11 protein-coding genes are annotated in these 16,970 nt (G+C 70.6%); 6 read left to right on the top strand and 5 right to left on the bottom strand.

Translation table 11 applies throughout. The annotated features are described in order from the left end of the window. Position 1 precedes the first annotated feature (1 nt). The 4 genes from ACFZBB_RS26900 to ACFZBB_RS26885 all read right to left on the bottom strand — a co-directional run bounded on the left by ACFZBB_RS26900 (position 2) and on the right by ACFZBB_RS26885 (position 6,959). Positions 2-925, bottom strand: a complete 924-nt coding sequence (locus tag ACFZBB_RS26900; protein WP_188285682.1) for an ABC transporter permease — start codon at positions 923-925, stop codon at positions 2-4. Between the two features lie 140 nt (positions 926-1,065). Next, positions 1,066-2,709: an ABC transporter substrate-binding protein gene (locus ACFZBB_RS26895; protein WP_391127316.1), complete on the bottom strand. Its 1,644-nt coding sequence runs from the start codon at positions 2,707-2,709 to the stop codon at positions 1,066-1,068. Between the two features lie 440 nt (positions 2,710-3,149). Next, positions 3,150-5,015, bottom strand: coding sequence for a translational GTPase TypA (gene typA / locus ACFZBB_RS26890; protein ID WP_391127313.1), 1,866 nt, complete (start codon positions 5,013-5,015; stop codon positions 3,150-3,152). 186 nt (positions 5,016-5,201) lie between these two features. Next, positions 5,202-6,959: an ABC transporter substrate-binding protein gene (locus ACFZBB_RS26885; RefSeq protein ID WP_391127310.1), complete on the bottom strand. Its 1,758-nt coding sequence runs from the start codon at positions 6,957-6,959 to the stop codon at positions 5,202-5,204. Between the two features lie 352 nt (positions 6,960-7,311). Between ACFZBB_RS26885 and ACFZBB_RS26880 the strand changes: the two genes are divergently transcribed. The 6 genes from ACFZBB_RS26880 to ACFZBB_RS26855 all read left to right on the top strand — a co-directional run bounded on the left by ACFZBB_RS26880 (position 7,312) and on the right by ACFZBB_RS26855 (position 14,295). Next, a complete protein-coding gene (locus tag ACFZBB_RS26880) occupies positions 7,312-7,599 on the top strand; it encodes a hypothetical protein (RefSeq protein WP_391127307.1) in 288 nt (95 codons plus the stop codon). A 94-nt stretch (positions 7,600-7,693) separates the two neighbouring features. After that, entirely contained in the window at positions 7,694-8,518 is an 825-nt protein-coding gene (locus ACFZBB_RS26875) for a hypothetical protein (RefSeq protein ID WP_355348294.1), read from the top strand. A 1-nt stretch (position 8,519) separates the two neighbouring features. Further along, positions 8,520-10,487: a fumarate reductase/succinate dehydrogenase flavoprotein subunit gene (locus tag ACFZBB_RS26870; RefSeq protein WP_391127304.1), complete on the top strand. Its 1,968-nt coding sequence runs from the start codon at positions 8,520-8,522 to the stop codon at positions 10,485-10,487. Beyond that, a complete protein-coding gene (locus tag ACFZBB_RS26865; RefSeq protein ID WP_391127301.1) occupies positions 10,484-11,251 on the top strand; it encodes a succinate dehydrogenase/fumarate reductase iron-sulfur subunit in 768 nt (255 codons plus the stop codon). Before ACFZBB_RS26870 ends, ACFZBB_RS26865 begins: the two co-directional genes overlap by 4 nt. A gap of 189 nt (positions 11,252-11,440) precedes the next feature. Further along, a complete protein-coding gene (locus ACFZBB_RS26860; protein WP_391127298.1) occupies positions 11,441-13,492 on the top strand; it encodes a TPM domain-containing protein in 2,052 nt (683 codons plus the stop codon). A gap of 86 nt (positions 13,493-13,578) precedes the next feature. After that, the gene (locus tag ACFZBB_RS26855) at positions 13,579-14,295 is read left to right on the top strand and encodes a PspA/IM30 family protein (RefSeq protein WP_391127295.1); all 717 of its coding nucleotides are present in this window, start codon (positions 13,579-13,581) and stop codon (positions 14,293-14,295) included. 37 nt (positions 14,296-14,332) lie between these two features. On the opposite strand, the gene ACFZBB_RS26850 is transcribed toward ACFZBB_RS26855, so the two are convergent. Next, entirely contained in the window at positions 14,333-16,876 is a 2,544-nt protein-coding gene (locus ACFZBB_RS26850) for a SpoIIE family protein phosphatase (protein WP_391127522.1), read from the bottom strand. Positions 16,877-16,970 lie beyond the last annotated feature (94 nt).

Here is a 16,970-nt window from a genome sequence, read left to right as displayed (position 1 = left end):
CTCAGACATAGCGAATCCTCGGGTCCAGGACCGCGTAAAGCAGGTCGACGAGCAGGTTGGCGGCCAGGAAGACGATCACCAGGATCGTCACGAAGCCGACGACGGTCGGCGGATTCTGCCGCAGGATGCCCTGGTAGAGCTGGTAGCCGACGCCGTGGATGTTGTAGATCCGCTCGGTGACGATGGCGCCGCCCATGAGCGCGCCGAGGTCGGTGCCGAGGAAGGTCACCACGGGTATCAGCGAGTTGCGCAGCAGGTGGACGGTGACCACCCGGCGCTTGGGCAGGCCCTTGGCCACGGCCGTGCGCAGGTAGTCCGCGCGGGAGTTCTCCGCGACCGAGGTACGGGTCAGCCGGGCCACATAGGCGAGCGAGACACCGGCCAGGACGAGTCCCGGCAGGATCAGGTCACCGATCGGGGCGCCCTCGGCGACCGCCGGATTGGCCAGGCCCCACTTCACGCCCACGAAGTACTGGAGCAGGAAGGCGGTCACGAAGGTCGGGATGGACACGACGAGCAGCGTGAACGCGAGCACGCCCGAGTCCGCGAACCGTCCGCGCCGCAGCCCGGCCAGCAGGCCGAGCCCGATGCCGACGACCGCCTCGATCGCGAAGGCGACCATGGTCAGCCGGATGGTGACCGGGAAGGCCGTGCCCATCAGCTCGGTGACCGGCTGCCCGGTGGCGGCGGTACCGAAGTTGCCGCTGAGGATCTGCCACATGTAGTGCCCGTACTGCGCGGGCAGCGAGTGGTCCAGATACAGATCGTGCCTGATCTGGTTCGCCGTGGCGGGGTCGGGCGCCCGGTCGCCGAACATGGCGGCCACCGGGTCGCCGAGCGCGTAGACCATGACGAAGATCAAAAAGGTGGTTCCGATGAAGACCGGAACCATCTGGAGCAGTCGTCGAATGACGTAGCGCCCCATCTGTCCTCCAGGGATCGGGGCAGACGTGAGCCGGGGCTTGTGACCCCGGCCGACCTCCGCACCGCGAGCGGTTGCTGTCAGTTCCCCCCGAACGCGCGCCCGCCACGGGGTGCCATGGCGGGCGCGCTTACCGCATCAGGTCAGTTGTTGACCGTGATGTCGGTGAAGACGGGGACACTGAAGGCGTTCTCCGTCACGTTGGACACACGGGACGACCAGCCGGCGCCACCGTTCTGGTACCAGAGCGGGATGACGGGCATGTCCTTCATCAGGATCTTCTCGGCGTCCTGGTAGAACCCGATCGCCTTGGCGGTGTCCGGCTCCGAGTTCGCCTGCTTGATCAGCGAGTCGAACTGCGGGTTGCTGTAGTGCGAGTCGTTCGAGCTGGCGCCCGTCACGTACAGCGGCGTCAGGAAGTTGTCGATCAGCGGGTAGTCCATCTGCCAGCCGGAGCGGAACGGCTGGGTCATCTCACCCTTGGTGATCTGGTTGCGGAAGTCCGCGAACGTGCCGGTGGGGGCGCCGACGCACGCCTTGTTGTTGCCCACCACGTTGTTGATGCTGTTGCAGACCGCGTCGACCCACTGCTTGTGCGAGCCGGTGTCGGCGTTGTACCCGATGGTCATGTGACCGCCGGGAATGCCGCCGCCCTCCTGGATGAGCTGCTTCGCCTTGACCGGGTCGTACGTGACCGACTCGCCGCCGACGGAGTCGCTGTAACCGCCGGCCGCGCCCAGCACCGGGGAGGTGAGGTCGGTGGCCGGGGTGCGGGTGCCCTGGAAGATCTTCTCGGTGATGGTCTTCCGGTCGATCGCCATGGACAGGCCCTGGCGGACCTTCTCCATGCCGGGGGCGCTCCACGCCTTCTGGTTCAGCGGGAAGGAGACCGTCTGGATGATGCCGGCCGGCTGGTTGAGGTAGCGGCCGCCGAGGTCCGACTTCACGTGGCTGAGCTGCTCGGCCGGAACGTCGTCCAGGACGTCCAGGTTGCCCGCCTGGAGGTCGGCGTAGGCGGTGTTGCTGTCGGTGTAGACCTTCAGCAGCACGCCCTTGTTCTTCGGCTTGCTCGGGCCCGTGTAGTTCGGGTTCGGGACCAGCTTCATGCTGGAGCCCTTGCTGTACGAGTCGATCATGTACGGGCCGTCGCCGACCGGCTTGTTCAGGTAGCCGGCGTGGTCGGTGAAGAACGACTTCGGCAGCGGCGCGAACGCCTTGTAGCCGAGGCGGTCGGGCCACGTGGAGAACTTCTGGGTGAGCTTGACGGTGAAGGTGGTGTCGTCCACGACCTTCAGACCCGACATGGTCTTCGCGGTCGGGGCGGCGCCCTCCTTGTCGGGGTGCACCGCGGCGTAGCCGTCGATGTCCGCGAAGAAGTACGCGTTGAGCTGCTTGTTCGTCAGCAGCGCGCCGTAGTTCCAGGCGTCGACGAACGAGTTGGCGGTCACCGGGGTGCCGTCGGAGAACTTCAGGCCCTGCTTGATCTTGATGGTGAAGTTCTGCTGGTCGGTCGTGGTGATCGAGTCAGCGGCCTCAAGGTTGGCCTTCCCCGTCTTGGGGTCGTACTCCTTGAGGTTCATGAAGATCATGTCCAGGACCTTGCCGCCCTGAACCTCGTTGGTGTTCGCCGGCTCCAGGGGGTTCTGGGGGTCTCCCCACCACGCCCTGACGATGCCGTCGTTGGAACCGCCGGCCTTGTTGTCCGAACCACCGGAACCGCAGGCGGTTGCCGCGAGGGCGACGACTGCCGCGCCTATGACCCACTTGGCGCTCTTGGCACCGCGCATGGGTTTGCCTCCTCAGGAGTCACTGTCGATACGTGAAAGGAAGGCCGGTCGCCGCTGACACTCCTGACACCCCTGACAGGAGAAGGGCCTGGCCTTCCGTGCTCGTGAGTCGGCGCTCCCCATCAGCGCGTGACCCATTGACCCGAGCTCAACTTCGTCCACTATCGGGCACGTTTGAGGTCGCTCGGAACAGGGTCTGGTTTCGCTTCGGTCACGATGGGCAGAGGAGCCTGCTCAAAATTCGGACAATCTGGAACGTACACAGACAGGTCCGAAACGGACAGTGTGATCTTTCTTACGCCGGTGAGCGGAGATGAACGTCCGAATAACGGACGGTGCGAAAAACCCAAAAGGGGCGCGGAGAGCGCGTGACCGGTCCCCGCCGTCCGGCGGCGGAGTCTGGTCGCGCGGCTCCCCGCGCCCCTACGGGCGCTGCGCGGTCAGCGCTTGGCCCGAGCGGCCGAGCGTCCCCGCTCCTTCTGGTCCAGGACGACCTTGCGGATGCGGACCGTCTCCGGGGTCACCTCGATGCACTCGTCCTCGCGGCAGAACTCCAGCGACTGCTCCAGCGAGAGCCTGCGCGGCGGCACCACGTTCTCGGTGTTGTCCGCGGACGCGGCGCGCATGTTGGTGAGCTTCTTCTCCTTGGTGATGTTCACGTCCATGTCGTCGGACCGCGAGTTCTCACCGATGATCATGCCCTCGTAGACCTCCGTGGTCGCCTCGACGAAGATCACGCCGCGCTCCTGGAGGTTGATCATGGCGAACGGCGTCACGACTCCGGCGCGGTCGGCCACCAGGGAGCCGTTGTTACGGGTGCGCAGGTCGCCGAACCACGGCTCGTGGCCCTCGAAGATGCTGTGCGCGATGCCGGTGCCGCGGGTGTCGGTGAGGAATTCCGTACGGAAGCCGATCAGGCCGCGGGCGGGGACGACGAACTCCATGCGGACCCAGCCGGAGCCGTGGTTCGTCATGGTCTCCATGCGGCCCTTGCGGGTCGCCATGAGCTGGGTGATCGCGCCCAGGTACTCCTCGGGGCAGTCCACCGTCATCCGCTCGACCGGCTCGTGGATCTTGCCGTCGATCACCTTGGTGACCACCTGCGGCTTGCCGACGGTCAGCTCGAAGCCCTCGCGGCGCATCTGCTCGACCAGGATGGCCAGCGCCAGCTCGCCGCGGCCCTGGACCTCCCAGGCGTCGGGGCGCTCGGTGGGCAGCACGCGGAGCGAGACGTTGCCGATCAGCTCCCGGTCGAGGCGGTCCTTGACCTGGCGGGCGGTGACCTTGTGGCCCTTGCCGCCCTTGCCGACCAGCGGCGAGGTGTTGGTACCGATGGTCATCGAGATCGCGGGCTCGTCGACCGTGATGAGCGGCAGCGCGACCGGGTTCTCCAGGTCGGCCAGCGTCTCGCCGATGGTGATCTCCGGAATACCGGCCACCGCGCAGATGTCGCCGGGGCCCGCCATCTCGGCGGGCTTGCGGGTCAGCGCCTCGGTCATCAGCAGTTCGGTGATCTTGACCTGGCTGACCGAGCCGTCGCGCTTCATCCACGCGACCTGCTGGCCCTTGCGCAGCTCGCCCTCCTCCACCCGGAGCAGGGCGATACGGCCGAGGAAGTTGTCCGCGTCGAGGTTGGTGACGTGCGCCTGGAGCGGCGCGCCCTCGGTGTACGTGGGGGCCGGGACGGTGGACAGGATCGTGGAGAAGAACGGCTCCAGGCTGTCGCTGTCGGCCGGAACCGTGCCGTTCTCCGGCTTGGTCAGCGAGGCGATGCCGTCCCGCGCGCACGCGTAGACGATCGGGAACTCGATCTGGTCCTCGGTGGCGTCCAGGTCCAGGAACAGGTCGTACGTCTCGTTGACGACCTCGTCGATCCGGGAGTCGGGGCGGTCCGTCTTGTTCACGCAGAGGATGACCGGCAGGTTCGCCGACAGCGCCTTGCGGAGCACGAAACGGGTCTGCGGCAGCGGGCCCTCGGAGGCGTCCACCAGCAGCACGACCGCGTCGACCATGGACAGGCCGCGCTCCACCTCGCCGCCGAAGTCGGCGTGGCCCGGGGTGTCGATGATGTTGATCGTGATGACATCGCCACCGCCCTTGGGGTGGTACTTCACGGCGGTGTTCTTCGCGAGAATGGTGATGCCCTTCTCGCGCTCCAGGTCGTTGGAGTCCATCATCCGATCGTCGAGATGCTGGTGGGCGGCGAATGCGCCGGCCTGCTTGAGCATCGCGTCGACGAGGGTCGTCTTGCCGTGGTCGACGTGGGCGACGATGGCGACGTTACGAATATCGTGGCGCGTGGACATGCTGCGGCGCTTCTCCCGGAATCGTGGATGGACGTCGCGTTCCTCGTTGACGCGCTCGCCTGCCGGGCAAGGTCACGCCGCGGCCTTACCCCATGGTACGGGCCCCAACCCCCCTCGGCCGCCGATGGCTGGCTTCAGAGGGGATTTGGGGCCCGTAATCGCACGGTTTTCCGCGGCCGCGCGCGCCTACTTGCGGAAGCCGAGGTTCTGGTAGTCGGGGGTCTGGAAGCCGAAGGCGCCCGCGTTGGCGACGGTGGTGCGCAGCGCGACCAGGCCGGGGCGCTGGTAGAGCGGGATGGAACCGGCAGCGGCCCAGATCCGGGCGTCGGCCTTGGAGGTCAGGTCGCGGGCCGCGGAGGTGTCCAGCTCGCCGCCCGCCCGGTCCAGGAGCTGGTCGATCTGGTCGGTGCCGACCCGCGTGTAGTTCTGCGCCACGGTCAGCGAGCCGTCGGGCGCGGGCACCGGCTTGGCGAAGATCGGGGTGTCGTCGGTGGCCGGGTAGGCCGTGCCGGGCCAGGAGTAGAGCGCCAGGTCGAAGTCGCCCGAGGCGATGTGGTCCTGGAAGTAGCTGTCGCCGGCGACCTTGGTGATCTCGGTGCGGATGCCGATGGCGGAGAGCATTGAGGCGATCCGGGTGCCGACGTCGTCCAGCGTCGGGGAGTCCGCCGGGAGCACGAAGCGCATGGTGAGCTGCTTGCCCGCCTTGCTGACGGCGGCCGCGGGCTCCACGACGGTGACGGCGCCGGAGGCCGCGGTACGGCCGGGGCCGCCGGCCGCCTGGTCGCCGGTCTTGGCGTTGCTGCGCGTCCAGCCCGCGTCGGCCAGCAGCGCCTGGGCCTGCTGCACGTCGTTGGTGCCGAGCGCCGAGCTGTTGTCGCGGTAGCCGTCCTGCGAGGGCAGCACCAGGTGGTTGCCGAGCGCCTCGTCGGGCAGCCCGAGCGGCTTGAGCACGGCGGTGGCGATGGCCTTGCGGTCGATGGCGCGGGCCACGGCGTGCCGGATCCGCTCGTCGGCCAGCGGTCCCGTGCTGCCGTTGATGGCGAGCTGCGCGTACGCGGCGTCGGGCGCCTTCCGTACGGCCAGGCCCCTGGTCCTGCTCACGGCGGTGACCGCGCCGGGGTCGATCTCAGCCAGGTCGAGGGTGCCCGCGGCGAGCGCGGCGGGGCGCTTGTCCACCGGCACGGCGGTCAGCACGATCCGGTCGAGCTTGGCGGGCTCGCCCCACCACGCCTTGTTGCGGTCCAGCGTGACGGTGCCCTTCTTGGTGTCCACGGCCTCGACCGCGAAGGGGCCCGCGACGACCGGCAGCTTGGTGCGTACGCCGTCGTTGAAGGTGTCCGCGTCACTGGTCACCGACTTCGGGTACAGCGGGCTGAACAGCGACTTCCAGTCCGCGTACGGGCTGGCGAAGGTGACGTCGACCTGCTGGGCGTCCTTGCCCTGCCGCACGTCGGAGATCCGGTCGTAACCGGCGTTGCGGGCCGTCCAGAAGGCGCTGTTCTTGCCGTTCAGCGCCTTCCACTGGGCGACGAAGTCGGCCGCGCCGACCGCCTGGCCGTCGCTCCACTTCGCCTTGGGGTTCAGGTGGTACGTGACCACCTGGCGCGGTGACTGCGCGACGTCCGCGCTCGCCAGGAAGTCGCTGTCGGCCCGCGGGGAGCCGTGGCCGTCGAGCCGGTACATCGCCGGGAGGGTGGCCCCCGCGATCGTCAGCGTGTCGGCGTCCGCGTCCGCCTGGTACGCGTTCAGCGTGCGGGGCAGCTCATCGGTCGCCCAGCGCAGCGTCCCGCCGTCGCGGACGCCCGCGCGCGAGACGGTCGCGATGTCGGTGCCCGCCGTCCCGGCGGCGCCGCCGCCCGAGGAGCAGGCGGTCAGGGTCATGGCCGCCCCGGCGGTCAGCGCCACGGCGGCGCGCAATACGGGTGGGTTCGCGCTGCGGTTCATGGATCGGACACCTCCGGCGGCCCGGCATAGACCGGGGACATACTCATTTGGCCTGATTTCCGGGTAATCACTTCCCAGTGGAGGGGGCAAGGGTGGCGTCTGCGCCCCGACACGACCGCAATGCCCCGCTCTTCCACCCGGACGGCCCCTTGGCGCCGGGGCGCCCCATGAGGGGCGCGCCCACCCGCGCGGGGTGGCCGGGCGGGCGGCGAGCCCGGAGATCGGCGAACCGCCCCGGAGGGGAATTGGTGCACGCGTCTTCCCAACGGAAGGTGTGACGCGCGACACTTCCAGGCGCGGCAGCGTCATCAACCGCATCACCCCCGCACGGCGGAGAAGGTGAGGCATCCGTATGTCCCTGCAAGACGATCTGACGTCGGTCACACGGCGGCTCGACGATTTGATGCGCTGTGTCGGGCGGCTGGACGAGCACGTGGGCGACAGCCTGGACATGCGCAGGGTGCGGGCCGACGCGGCCCATCTGCGGGAGAGCCTGGCTCTGCTGCAGGAGGCCGTCCCGACGACCGCGGGCATCCGCAAGGTCGAGATGGTGACGATCCCGGACGCGCCGTACGACCGCGGCCTGTGGGCCGACGCGGAGGACGAGGGGCTGGGCTCGCCGCACCGGCACGCGCCGTAGCGCGCGGCACCGGCCCGCGGCGGCCGTACCACCCCCGCACCCCTCGGCGCCCGCACCCGGCGGCGTCCCCTCCCCCGTTCCTTCGGAGTCCTCCTTGGCCACCGGAACCACCCCCTCCCCCACCGCGCGCCGCGGCGTCCTGACGCCGGGGCGCGCGGCCATTTCCGAACGGCATCTGCGGACCGACCGGTGGTGGGTGCCACCGTTGGTCACCGCGCTCGGCCTGGCGGCCTTCGTCGTCTACTCGACCTGGCGGGCCTTCGCCAACAGCCACTACTACGCGGCGCCCTACGTCTCGCCGTTCTACTCGCCGTGCCTGGCGTCGAACTGCGCGGACATGAAGGGCGGCGCCAACTGGCCGCTGTTCGGCGACTGGTGGGGCCTGTCACCGGCCCTGCTGGTGCTGGTCTTCCCGCTCGGCTTCCGGCTGACCTGCTACTACTACCGCAAGGCGTACTACCGGGGCTTCTGGGCCTCGCCGCCCGCCTGCGCGGTCGCCGAGCCGCACGCGAAGTACACCGGCGAGACGCGGCTGCCGCTGATCCTGCAGAACGTGCACCGCTACTTCTTCTACTTCGCGCTGCCGGTGGCGGGCATCCTCACCTACGACACGGTGCTCGGCTTCCGCGACGAGCACGACCGCTGGGGCCACATGGGTCTGGGCACGGTCGTCCTGCTCGTGAACATCATCCTGATCTGGGCGTACACGCTGTCGTGCCACTCGTGTCGGCACATCATGGGCGGCAAGCTCAGGCACTTCTCCGCGCACCCGGTGCGCTACCGCCTCTGGGGCTGGGTCGGCGTCCTCAACGGCCGTCACATGCTGCTCGCCTGGTCGTCCCTGATCAGCGTCGGCCTCACCGACCTCTACATCTATCTGGTCTCCAGCGGCGTATTCGACGATCCGAGGTTCTTCTGAGATGACACAAGTCGAACGGCACGCGTACGACGTGGTCGTGGTCGGCGCGGGCGGCGCCGGGCTGCGGGCCGCGATCGAGGCCCGGGAGCGGGGCATGCGTACCGCCGTGATCTGCAAGTCGCTGTTCGGCAAGGCCCATACGGTGATGGCCGAGGGCGGCATCGCGGCCAGCATGGGCAACGTCAACTCCGGTGACAACTGGCAGGTGCACTTCCGCGACACCATGCGCGGCGGGAAGTTCCTCAACCACTGGCGGATGGCGGAGCTGCACGCCAAGGAGGCTCCCGACCGGGTCTGGGAGCTGGAGACCTGGGGCGCGCTGTTCGACCGCACGCCCGAGGGCAAGATCTCGCAGCGCAACTTCGGCGGCCACGAGTACCCGCGGCTGGCGCACGTCGGCGACCGTACGGGCCTTGAGCTGATCCGCACCCTCCAGCAGAAGATCGTCTCACTCCAGCAGGAGGACTTCGCGGAGACCGGCGACTACGAGTCGCGGCTGAAGGTCTTCCAGGAGTGCACGGTCACCCGCGTGCTCAAGCAGGACGACAAGGTCGCGGGCGTCTTCGGTTACGTGCGCGAGTCCGGGCGGCTGTTCGTGATCGACACGCCCGCGGTGGTGCTGGCGACCGGCGGCATCGGCAAGTCCTTCAAGGTGACGTCCAACTCCTGGGAGTACACCGGCGACGGGCACGCGCTGGCGCTGCTGGCCGGGGCGCCGCTGATCAACATGGAGTTCATCCAGTTCCACCCGACGGGCATGGTCTGGCCGCCCTCGGTGAAGGGCATCCTGGTCACCGAGTCGGTGCGCGGTGACGGCGGGGTGCTGCGCAACAGCGACGGCAAGCGGTTCATGTTCGACTACGTGCCGGACGTCTTCAAGGAGAAGTACGCGCAGTCCGAGGAGGAGGCCGACGGCTGGTACTCCGCCCCGGACACCCACCGCCGACCGCCGGAGCTGCTGCCCCGCGACGAGGTGGCGCGCGCGATCAACTCCGAGGTGAAGGCCGGGCGGGGCACCCCGCACGGCGGCGTCTTCCTCGATGTGTCGACGCGGCTGCCCGCCGAGGAGATCAAGCGGCGGCTGCCGTCGATGCACCACCAGTTCAAGGAGCTGGCGGACGTCGACATCACCGCGGAGCCGATGGAGGTCGGCCCGACCTGTCATTACATGATGGGCGGCGTCGACGTGGACCCGGACACGGCCGCGGCGCGCGGGGTGCCGGGACTCTACGCGGCGGGCGAGGTCGCGGGCGGCATGCACGGCTCCAACCGGCTGGGCGGCAACTCGCTCTCCGACCTGCTGGTCTTCGGCCGCCGGGCCGGGCTGCACGCGGCGCGGTACGCGGCCTCGTTCGTCGAGGGCGCGCGTCCCGTCGTACCCGAGGAGCAGATCGACACCGCCGCGGCCGAGGCGCTGCGGCCGTTCAGCGCGGAGGACGCGGACGCGGCGGAGGCCGCCGAGGGCGCGCAGGCGGGCGGGGCGCGGCCCGCGGAGAACCCGTACACCCTGCACCAGGAGCTCCAGCAGGTGATGAACGACCTGGTGGGCATCATCCGGCGCGGTCCCGAGATGGAGGACGCGCTGAACCGGCTGACCGGGCTGCGGGCCAGGTCGCGGCGGGCGGGCGTCGAGGGGCACCGGCAGTTCAATCCCGGCTGGCACCTGGCGATCGACCTGCGGAACATGCTGCTGGTCAGCGAGTGCGTGGCGCGTGCCGCGCTGGAGCGGACCGAGAGCCGCGGCGGCCACACCCGCGACGACCATCCGGAGATGGACCGCGCCTGGCGCAAGGTCAATCTGGTCTGCGAGCTGACCGACCCCACCGGGGACCTGGCGGCCACCGACCCCGACCACGGCCAGATCGGTCTGCGCCGGCGCGCGACGGACCCGATCCGGGGCGACCTGCTCGACCTCTTCGACAGGGACGAGCTGCTCAAATACCTGACGGACGAGGAGCTCGACGGGTGAGTTACGAAGCGCACTTCAAGGTGTGGCGCGGTGACGCCGAGGGCGGCGAGCTGCGCGACTACCAGGTCGAGGTCAACGACGGCGAGGTCGTGCTCGACATCATCCACCGCCTCCAGGCCACCCAGGCGGGCGACCTGGCGGTCCGCTGGAACTGCAAGGCGGGCAAGTGCGGGTCGTGCAGCGCCGAGGTCAACGGACGGCCCCGGCTGATGTGCATGACCCGCATGTCGGTCTTCGAACCGGAGGAGACGATCACGGTCACCCCGATGCGGACCTTCCCCGTCGTGCGCGACCTGGTCACCGATGTCTCCTTCAACTACGACAAGGCCCGGCAGGTCCCGGCCTTCGTGCCGCCGAAGGGGGTCGCGGCCGGGGAGTACCGGATGCAGCAGGTCGACGTGGAGCGCTCGCAGGAGTTCCGCAAGTGCATCGAGTGCTTCCTGTGCCAGGACACCTGTCACGTGGTGCGCGACCACGAGGAGAACAAGACGTCGTTCGCCGGACCGCGCTTCCTGATGCGGATCGCGGAGCTGGACATGCATCCGCTGGACGCGGCCTCCGAGGTCGGTCTGACCCGCGCCTCGTCCGCGCAGGAGGACCACGGGCTCGGCTACTGCAACATCACCAAGTGCTGCACCGAGGTGTGCCCCGAGCACATCAAGATCACCGACAACGCGCTGATCCCGCTCAAGGAGCGGGCGGTGGACCGAAAGTACGATCCGCTGATCTGGCTGGGCAACAAGATCCGCCGCCGGGGCGAGTAGCTCCCCTCCCCCCGCCCGCCCCGCACGGGGCGGGCAGGCGGGCAGGCGGGCAGGCGGGCAGGCGGGCAGGCGGGCAGGCGGGCGAGAACAGAAAACGGATCTCCGAGTCGCGCTCCGGACACACCGGACATAGCCTCCGAAAAGGAGCACGCGGCAAGCGGCCGTGGCGCGGCGAAGGGCGCGGTACGCATGCGGCGACTCGCGGGAATCGTTGCGGCGCTCGGCGCCCTGATACTGCTGTCCGGCGCGCCGTCGGCACGGGCGGACGACCCGATCACGCTGTCCAGGTCCGGCCAGATAACCGACAAGGTCGGCGCACTGGGCGACCGGCAGTCGCAGGTCGTCACGGCGCTGGACGGCCTCTACCAGAAGCAGCGCGTCCAGCTCTTCGTGGCGTACGTCCGCACCTTCTCCGGCCGCGGTCCGCAGGACTGGGCGAACGCGACCGCGACCAAGAACGGCCTGGGCCAGCGGGACGTCCTGCTGGCGGTGGCCACCCACGACCGGCAGTACGCGGTCTCCGCCGACCAGGACTCCGGCCTGACCGCGGCCCAGCTCAACGAGGTCAGCAGCCAGGCCGTGGAACCCGCGCTGCGGCAGAACGACTGGGCGGGCGCCGCGATCGGCGCGGCCACCGGCTACGACGCGGTCCTCAGCGGCCTTCCGGTGACCGTCCCCTCGATCACCCCCGGCACCGCGGACCCGGGCGGCAGCGGGGCCCCCCCGGGCGACTCCGCGGCCGACCTGTGGATTCCGGTGGTGGCCGTCGGCGCCGCGGGCGCGGTCGGGGTGTGGGCGTTCCGCAGGAAGCGCGGCCCGCGGCAGCCCGCCAAACCGGCGCCCGGCGAGCGCGGCTGGGGCGCCCCGCAGCCGACCCCGCTGCCCGAGCTGGACTCGCAGGCCAAGCATCTGCTGGTGCAGACCGACGACGCGGTCCGCACCAGCCAGGAGGACGTGGGCTTCGCGGCGGCGCAGTTCGGCGAGGAGGCCGCGCGGCCGTTCGCCGAGGCCGTCGAGTACGCCAAGACCGAGCTGACCGCGGCCTTCCGGCTGCGGCAGCAACTCGATGACGCGATACCCGAGGACGACGCGACCCGCCGGCAGATGCTGGACGAGATCCTGTCCCGCTGCACCCAGGCCAACCGGCGGCTGGACGCGGAGTCCGAGGCATTCGACCGGCTGCGCGCCCTGGAGGCGAACGCGCCGGAGGTGCTGGAGCAGGCCGAGGCGAAGGCGGCGGCGCTGCCGAGCCGGATCGACACCGCCGAGGCGTCGCTGGCGCCGCTGGCGCAGAAGTACGCGGACGCCGCGCTCGACCCGGTCACCGGCCACCCGGCCGAGGCCAGGGACCGGCTGGAGTTCGCCCACGCCAGCCTCGTACAGGCCAGGGCCGCCGTCGGCACCGACCACGGCAAGGTCGCCGTGTACGTACGGGCCGCCGAGGGCGCGCTGGACCAGGCGGTCATGCTCACCGACTCCGTCACCCGAAGGGCCCAGGAACTGGCGGAGGCCGACGGGAAGCTGCGGGACGCGCTGACCGAGGCCGACACCGACTTGGCCGAGGCCCGCGGCCTGCTCGGCGGCACCGCCGCCGGGGTCTCCACCGCCGACCTCCAGGGCAGGATCGCCCGCGCCGAGACGGTCGTGGCCGACGTACGGCAGGAGTTGGCGGCGGGGCGCTACGACCCGATCGCCGGGCTGCGCCGGGTCGAGGAGGCGGACGCGGCGCTGGACGAGGCGCTGGCGGGGGCCCGCGAGCGGGAGGTCAGCGAGCAGCGGGCGCGCGGGCTGCTGGACCAGGCGCTGCTGGGGGCGCGCAGCGAGGTGGCCGCCGCCCGCGACATGGTCACCACCAACCGCGGCGCGGTCGGCAGCCAGGCCCGTACCCGGCTCACCGAGGCGGAACGGCGGCTCCAGCAGGCCGGGGCGCTGGCCGGTTCCGACGCGGCGGGCGCGCTGGCGCACGCGCAGGAGGCGGACCGGCTGGCCCGGCAGGCGCAGGACGCGGCCCGGCGCGACGTCGGCGGGTACGGCGGGGGCTTCGGCGGGTCCGGCGGCCGGCGCTCCGGCGGCGGCATGGGCGGCGCGGTGCTCGGCGGGATCATCCTCGGCGAGATCCTCGGCGGCGGGCGCGGCCGGGGTGGCGGCTTCGGCGGGGGCTTCGGGGGCGGCGGCTCGGGACCCGGCAGCTTCGGCGGCGGCCAGACCCGCGGCCGGATGGGCGGCGGCGGCCGTTTCTGAACTCCCCTGACCCCCCTCCTTTCTCGCCCCCTACTTTCCGGCCCCTCTTTCGGGCCCACGGATACGGACACGCAAGGAGTACGACCATGACGAAGCAGACCATCCTCGGCCGGGTAACCCAGCTCGCCAAGGCCAACATCAACGCCCTCCTCGACCAGGCCGAGGACCCGCAGAAGATGATGGACCAGCTCATCAGGGACTACACCACCAACATCCGCGAGGCCGAGGAGGCGGTGGCCACCACCATCGGCAATCTGCGGCTGATGGAGCAGGACCACGCCGAGGACGTCGCGGCGGCCAAGGAGTGGGGCGACAAGGCGCTGGCGGCCAGCAAGAAGGCCGACGAGCAGCGCGCCTCGGGCAACGCCGCGGAGGCCGACCGCTTCGACAACCTCGCCAAGATCGCGCTGGGCCGTCAGCTCCAGTCCGAGAAGGAGGCGCGGACGGCCGAGCCGACGATCGCCTCGCAGAACGAGATCGTGAGCAAGCTCAAGTCCGGCCTGGACTCGATGAAGGCCAAGCTGGGCGAACTCCAGGGCAAGCGCGACTCGTTGGTGGCGCGCGCGAAGTCCGCGCAGGCGCAGAACCAGATGATGGACGCGGTCAAGAACATCGACGTGCTCGACCCGACCAGCGAACTGGGCCGCTTCGAGGACAAGGTGCGGCGCGAGGAGGCCAGGGCCAAGGGCAAGGAGGAGCTGGCCGCGTCCTCGCTCGACGCGCAGTTCGAGTCGCTGGACGCGCTCGGCGACAGCGCGGAGATCGACGCGCGGCTGGCCGAGCTCAAGGGCCGCGCGGCCTGACCGCCGACGGCCGTCCGCTTGCCGCGCGCGGCAGGCGCTAGAACATGCTCAGCAGTTCGTCCACCGAAGGACCGCTGGAGTGGGACTGCTCGCCGGGCAGGGCGAGTTCGAACCAGACGGTCTTGCCGCGGTGGGTACGGCGGCTGCCCCAGCTCTCGCTGAGCATCGTGACCAGTTGCAGGCCGCGCCCGCCCTCGTCGGTGTCACGGGCGCGGCGGCGGCGCGGCTGCACCAGGGCGCTGTCCCACACCTCGCACACCAGGGTGCGGTCCAGCAGCAGCCGCAGTCTTATGTCGCCGTAGCCGTGCCGCAGCGCGTTGGTGACCAGCTCGCTGACCAGCAGTTCCGTGGTGTCGACCAGGTCACCGAGCCCCCAGCTCAGCAGTTGCTCGCGGGCCAGCTCGCGGGCCCTGGCCACCGACGTGGGGCGCGGTTCCAGCGTCCAGTCGCCGACCTGCTCCGCGGGCAGACCGCGGATCCTGGCCATCAGCAGGGCGATGTCGTCCTCACCGTGCGCGGTGTCCAAGGTGGCCAGCACGTGGTCGCAGATGTCCTCAAGGGGTCTCGGCGGCCCGGCCAGCGAGTCCCGGAAGGCGTCGAGACCCTCGTCCAGCGGGTGGTTGCGGGACTCCACGAGACCGTCGGTGTACAGGGCGAGCAGCGCCCCCTCGTTCAGCTCGACCTCGATCTCCTCGAACGGCTCGCCGCCCACGCCCAGCGGCACTCCCCTGGGCACTTCGAGCAGCAGCGGCGACTCGCCCGACTCCACGACGACCGGCGGCAGATGGCCCGCGTTGGCGATCGTGCAGCGCCGGGTGACCGCGTCGTAGACCACGTAGATACAGGTGGCCAGGTAGACCTCGGACAGGTCGGCGCCGCCGCGGTCCTTGGCCCGGCGGGTACGGCCCTGGTTCGGGGAGCCGAGGCCGTTGGCCACCTCGTCCAACGCGCCCAGCACTTCGGCGGGTTCGAGGTCGAGCGCGGCCAGGGTCCGTACGGCGGTACGCAGTTCGCCCATCGCGACGGCGGCGCGCAGGCCGCGGCCCATCACGTCGCCGACCACCAACGCGGTGCGGTGGCCCGGCAGTTCGATGACGTCGAACCAGTCGCCGCCGACCTCGGTCTCCATGCTGCCCGGCAGATAGCGGCAGGCGATGTCGAGGCCCGCGGCCTCGGGGTCGTCGGGGGGCAGCAGGCTGCGCTGGAGGATCAGCGCGCGCTCGTGCTCACGCCGGTAGAGCCGGGCGTTGTCGATGAACACCGCGGCGCGGGCGGCCAGTTCCTCGGCGAGCATCCGGTCGCGGTCCACGAACGGCTCGCTGCCCTTGGCACGGGAGAACTGCACCAGCCCCAGTACGGTGTCGCGGGCGACCATCGGCACCACGAGCGTGGACTGCACGAGGGTGCCGCCGAGGTCGGGCCCGCCGTCGCCGTCGATGACCTGCGGCTGCGCGGTGCGCAGCGCCCGCGCGCTGGCGGAGCTGAAGCGGTAGCGGTGCACGGCGCCGACCGCGACCGGGCCGTCCGCCACATCGTCGTCGTCCCCGGCCATCGCTATCGGCGCGTCCGACACGGAGCTGGCGAACGCCACCCGGCGCACGTCCCCGCTGCCGTCGGTGGTGCCCGTCAGGTCCTCGGCGCCGGACAGCAGGGCCTGGTAGAGGTCGACGGAGGCGATGTCGCAGAAGTGCGGGACGGCGACGTCCAGCAGTTCGCGCGCGGTGGTCTCCAGGTCGAGCGAGGTGCCGATACGGGCGCCCGCCTCGTTGAGCAGCGCGAGATTGCGGCGGGCGTGCGCGGCCTCGCGCTCGGCTCGCTGACGTCCGGTGACGTCCATCGCGAGTCCCGCGACGCCGATCGGCCGCCCGGTGCCGCTGTGCAGCCGGTACAGCGACATCGACCAGCGCCGCCGCCCCGGATCGCCGGGCACGGTGCCGACCAGCGGCATGTCCAGGACGGGCTCGCCGGTCTCCAGCACCTGGCGCAGCGCGGCGCTGAGCCGGTCGGCCTCGACGCGGGAGAGGAAGTCGTGCGGGCCTCGGCCGTGGTTCTCCTCGGCCTCGCGGCCGAAGACGGTCGCGAAGCGCTCGTTGACCCGGATCAGCCGCAGGCTGGTGTCGAAGAGCACGAAGCCCATCGGCGACTGCCCGAACACCGCCTGGGAGGCGGCCAGATCGGTCTCGATCTGGCGCAGCGTGGCGACGTCGACCGCGATGCACAGCGCGCCGTGGTCGGCGGGCATCACGTAGACCTCGGCCAGGCCCTGGCCGCCCGAGGCGTCCCGGTACGGCACGAGTCCGGTCCACTCGCGGCCGTCGAGGATCTCCGCGAGGCGCTCGTGCGCGCGCTCGCGTACGTGCTCGGGCGCGAAGGCGTTCACCGGGTCGCGGCCGAGCGCGCGCTCGGCGGGTACGCCGAAGAACTGCGCGGCCCGCGCGCTCCACTGGTCGATCCGGCCGTCACCGTCGAGCGAGAACGACGCCACGCGTATGTAGTCGTAGAGCGAACCGGGCGGACTCGACTGCCAGACCGCGTCGACCGCGTCCGTGTCGTCTCGGGGCGGTACCGCCCTCGCTGGCATGTCGCTCACTCGCCCGACCCCTCCAGCTCAGCACACATGGACCGGTTGGAGCCGAGTATTCAGCATGAGGACCGTCCAGCACACGGTCTTGTCG

This window comes from Streptomyces sp. NPDC008139 (genome assembly GCF_042957025.1).
Taxonomy (GTDB): Bacteria; Actinomycetota; Actinomycetes; order Streptomycetales; family Streptomycetaceae; genus Actinacidiphila.
Note: the sequence above shows the minus strand (reverse complement) of the source record. Positions and strands in the feature narration are given on the sequence as shown.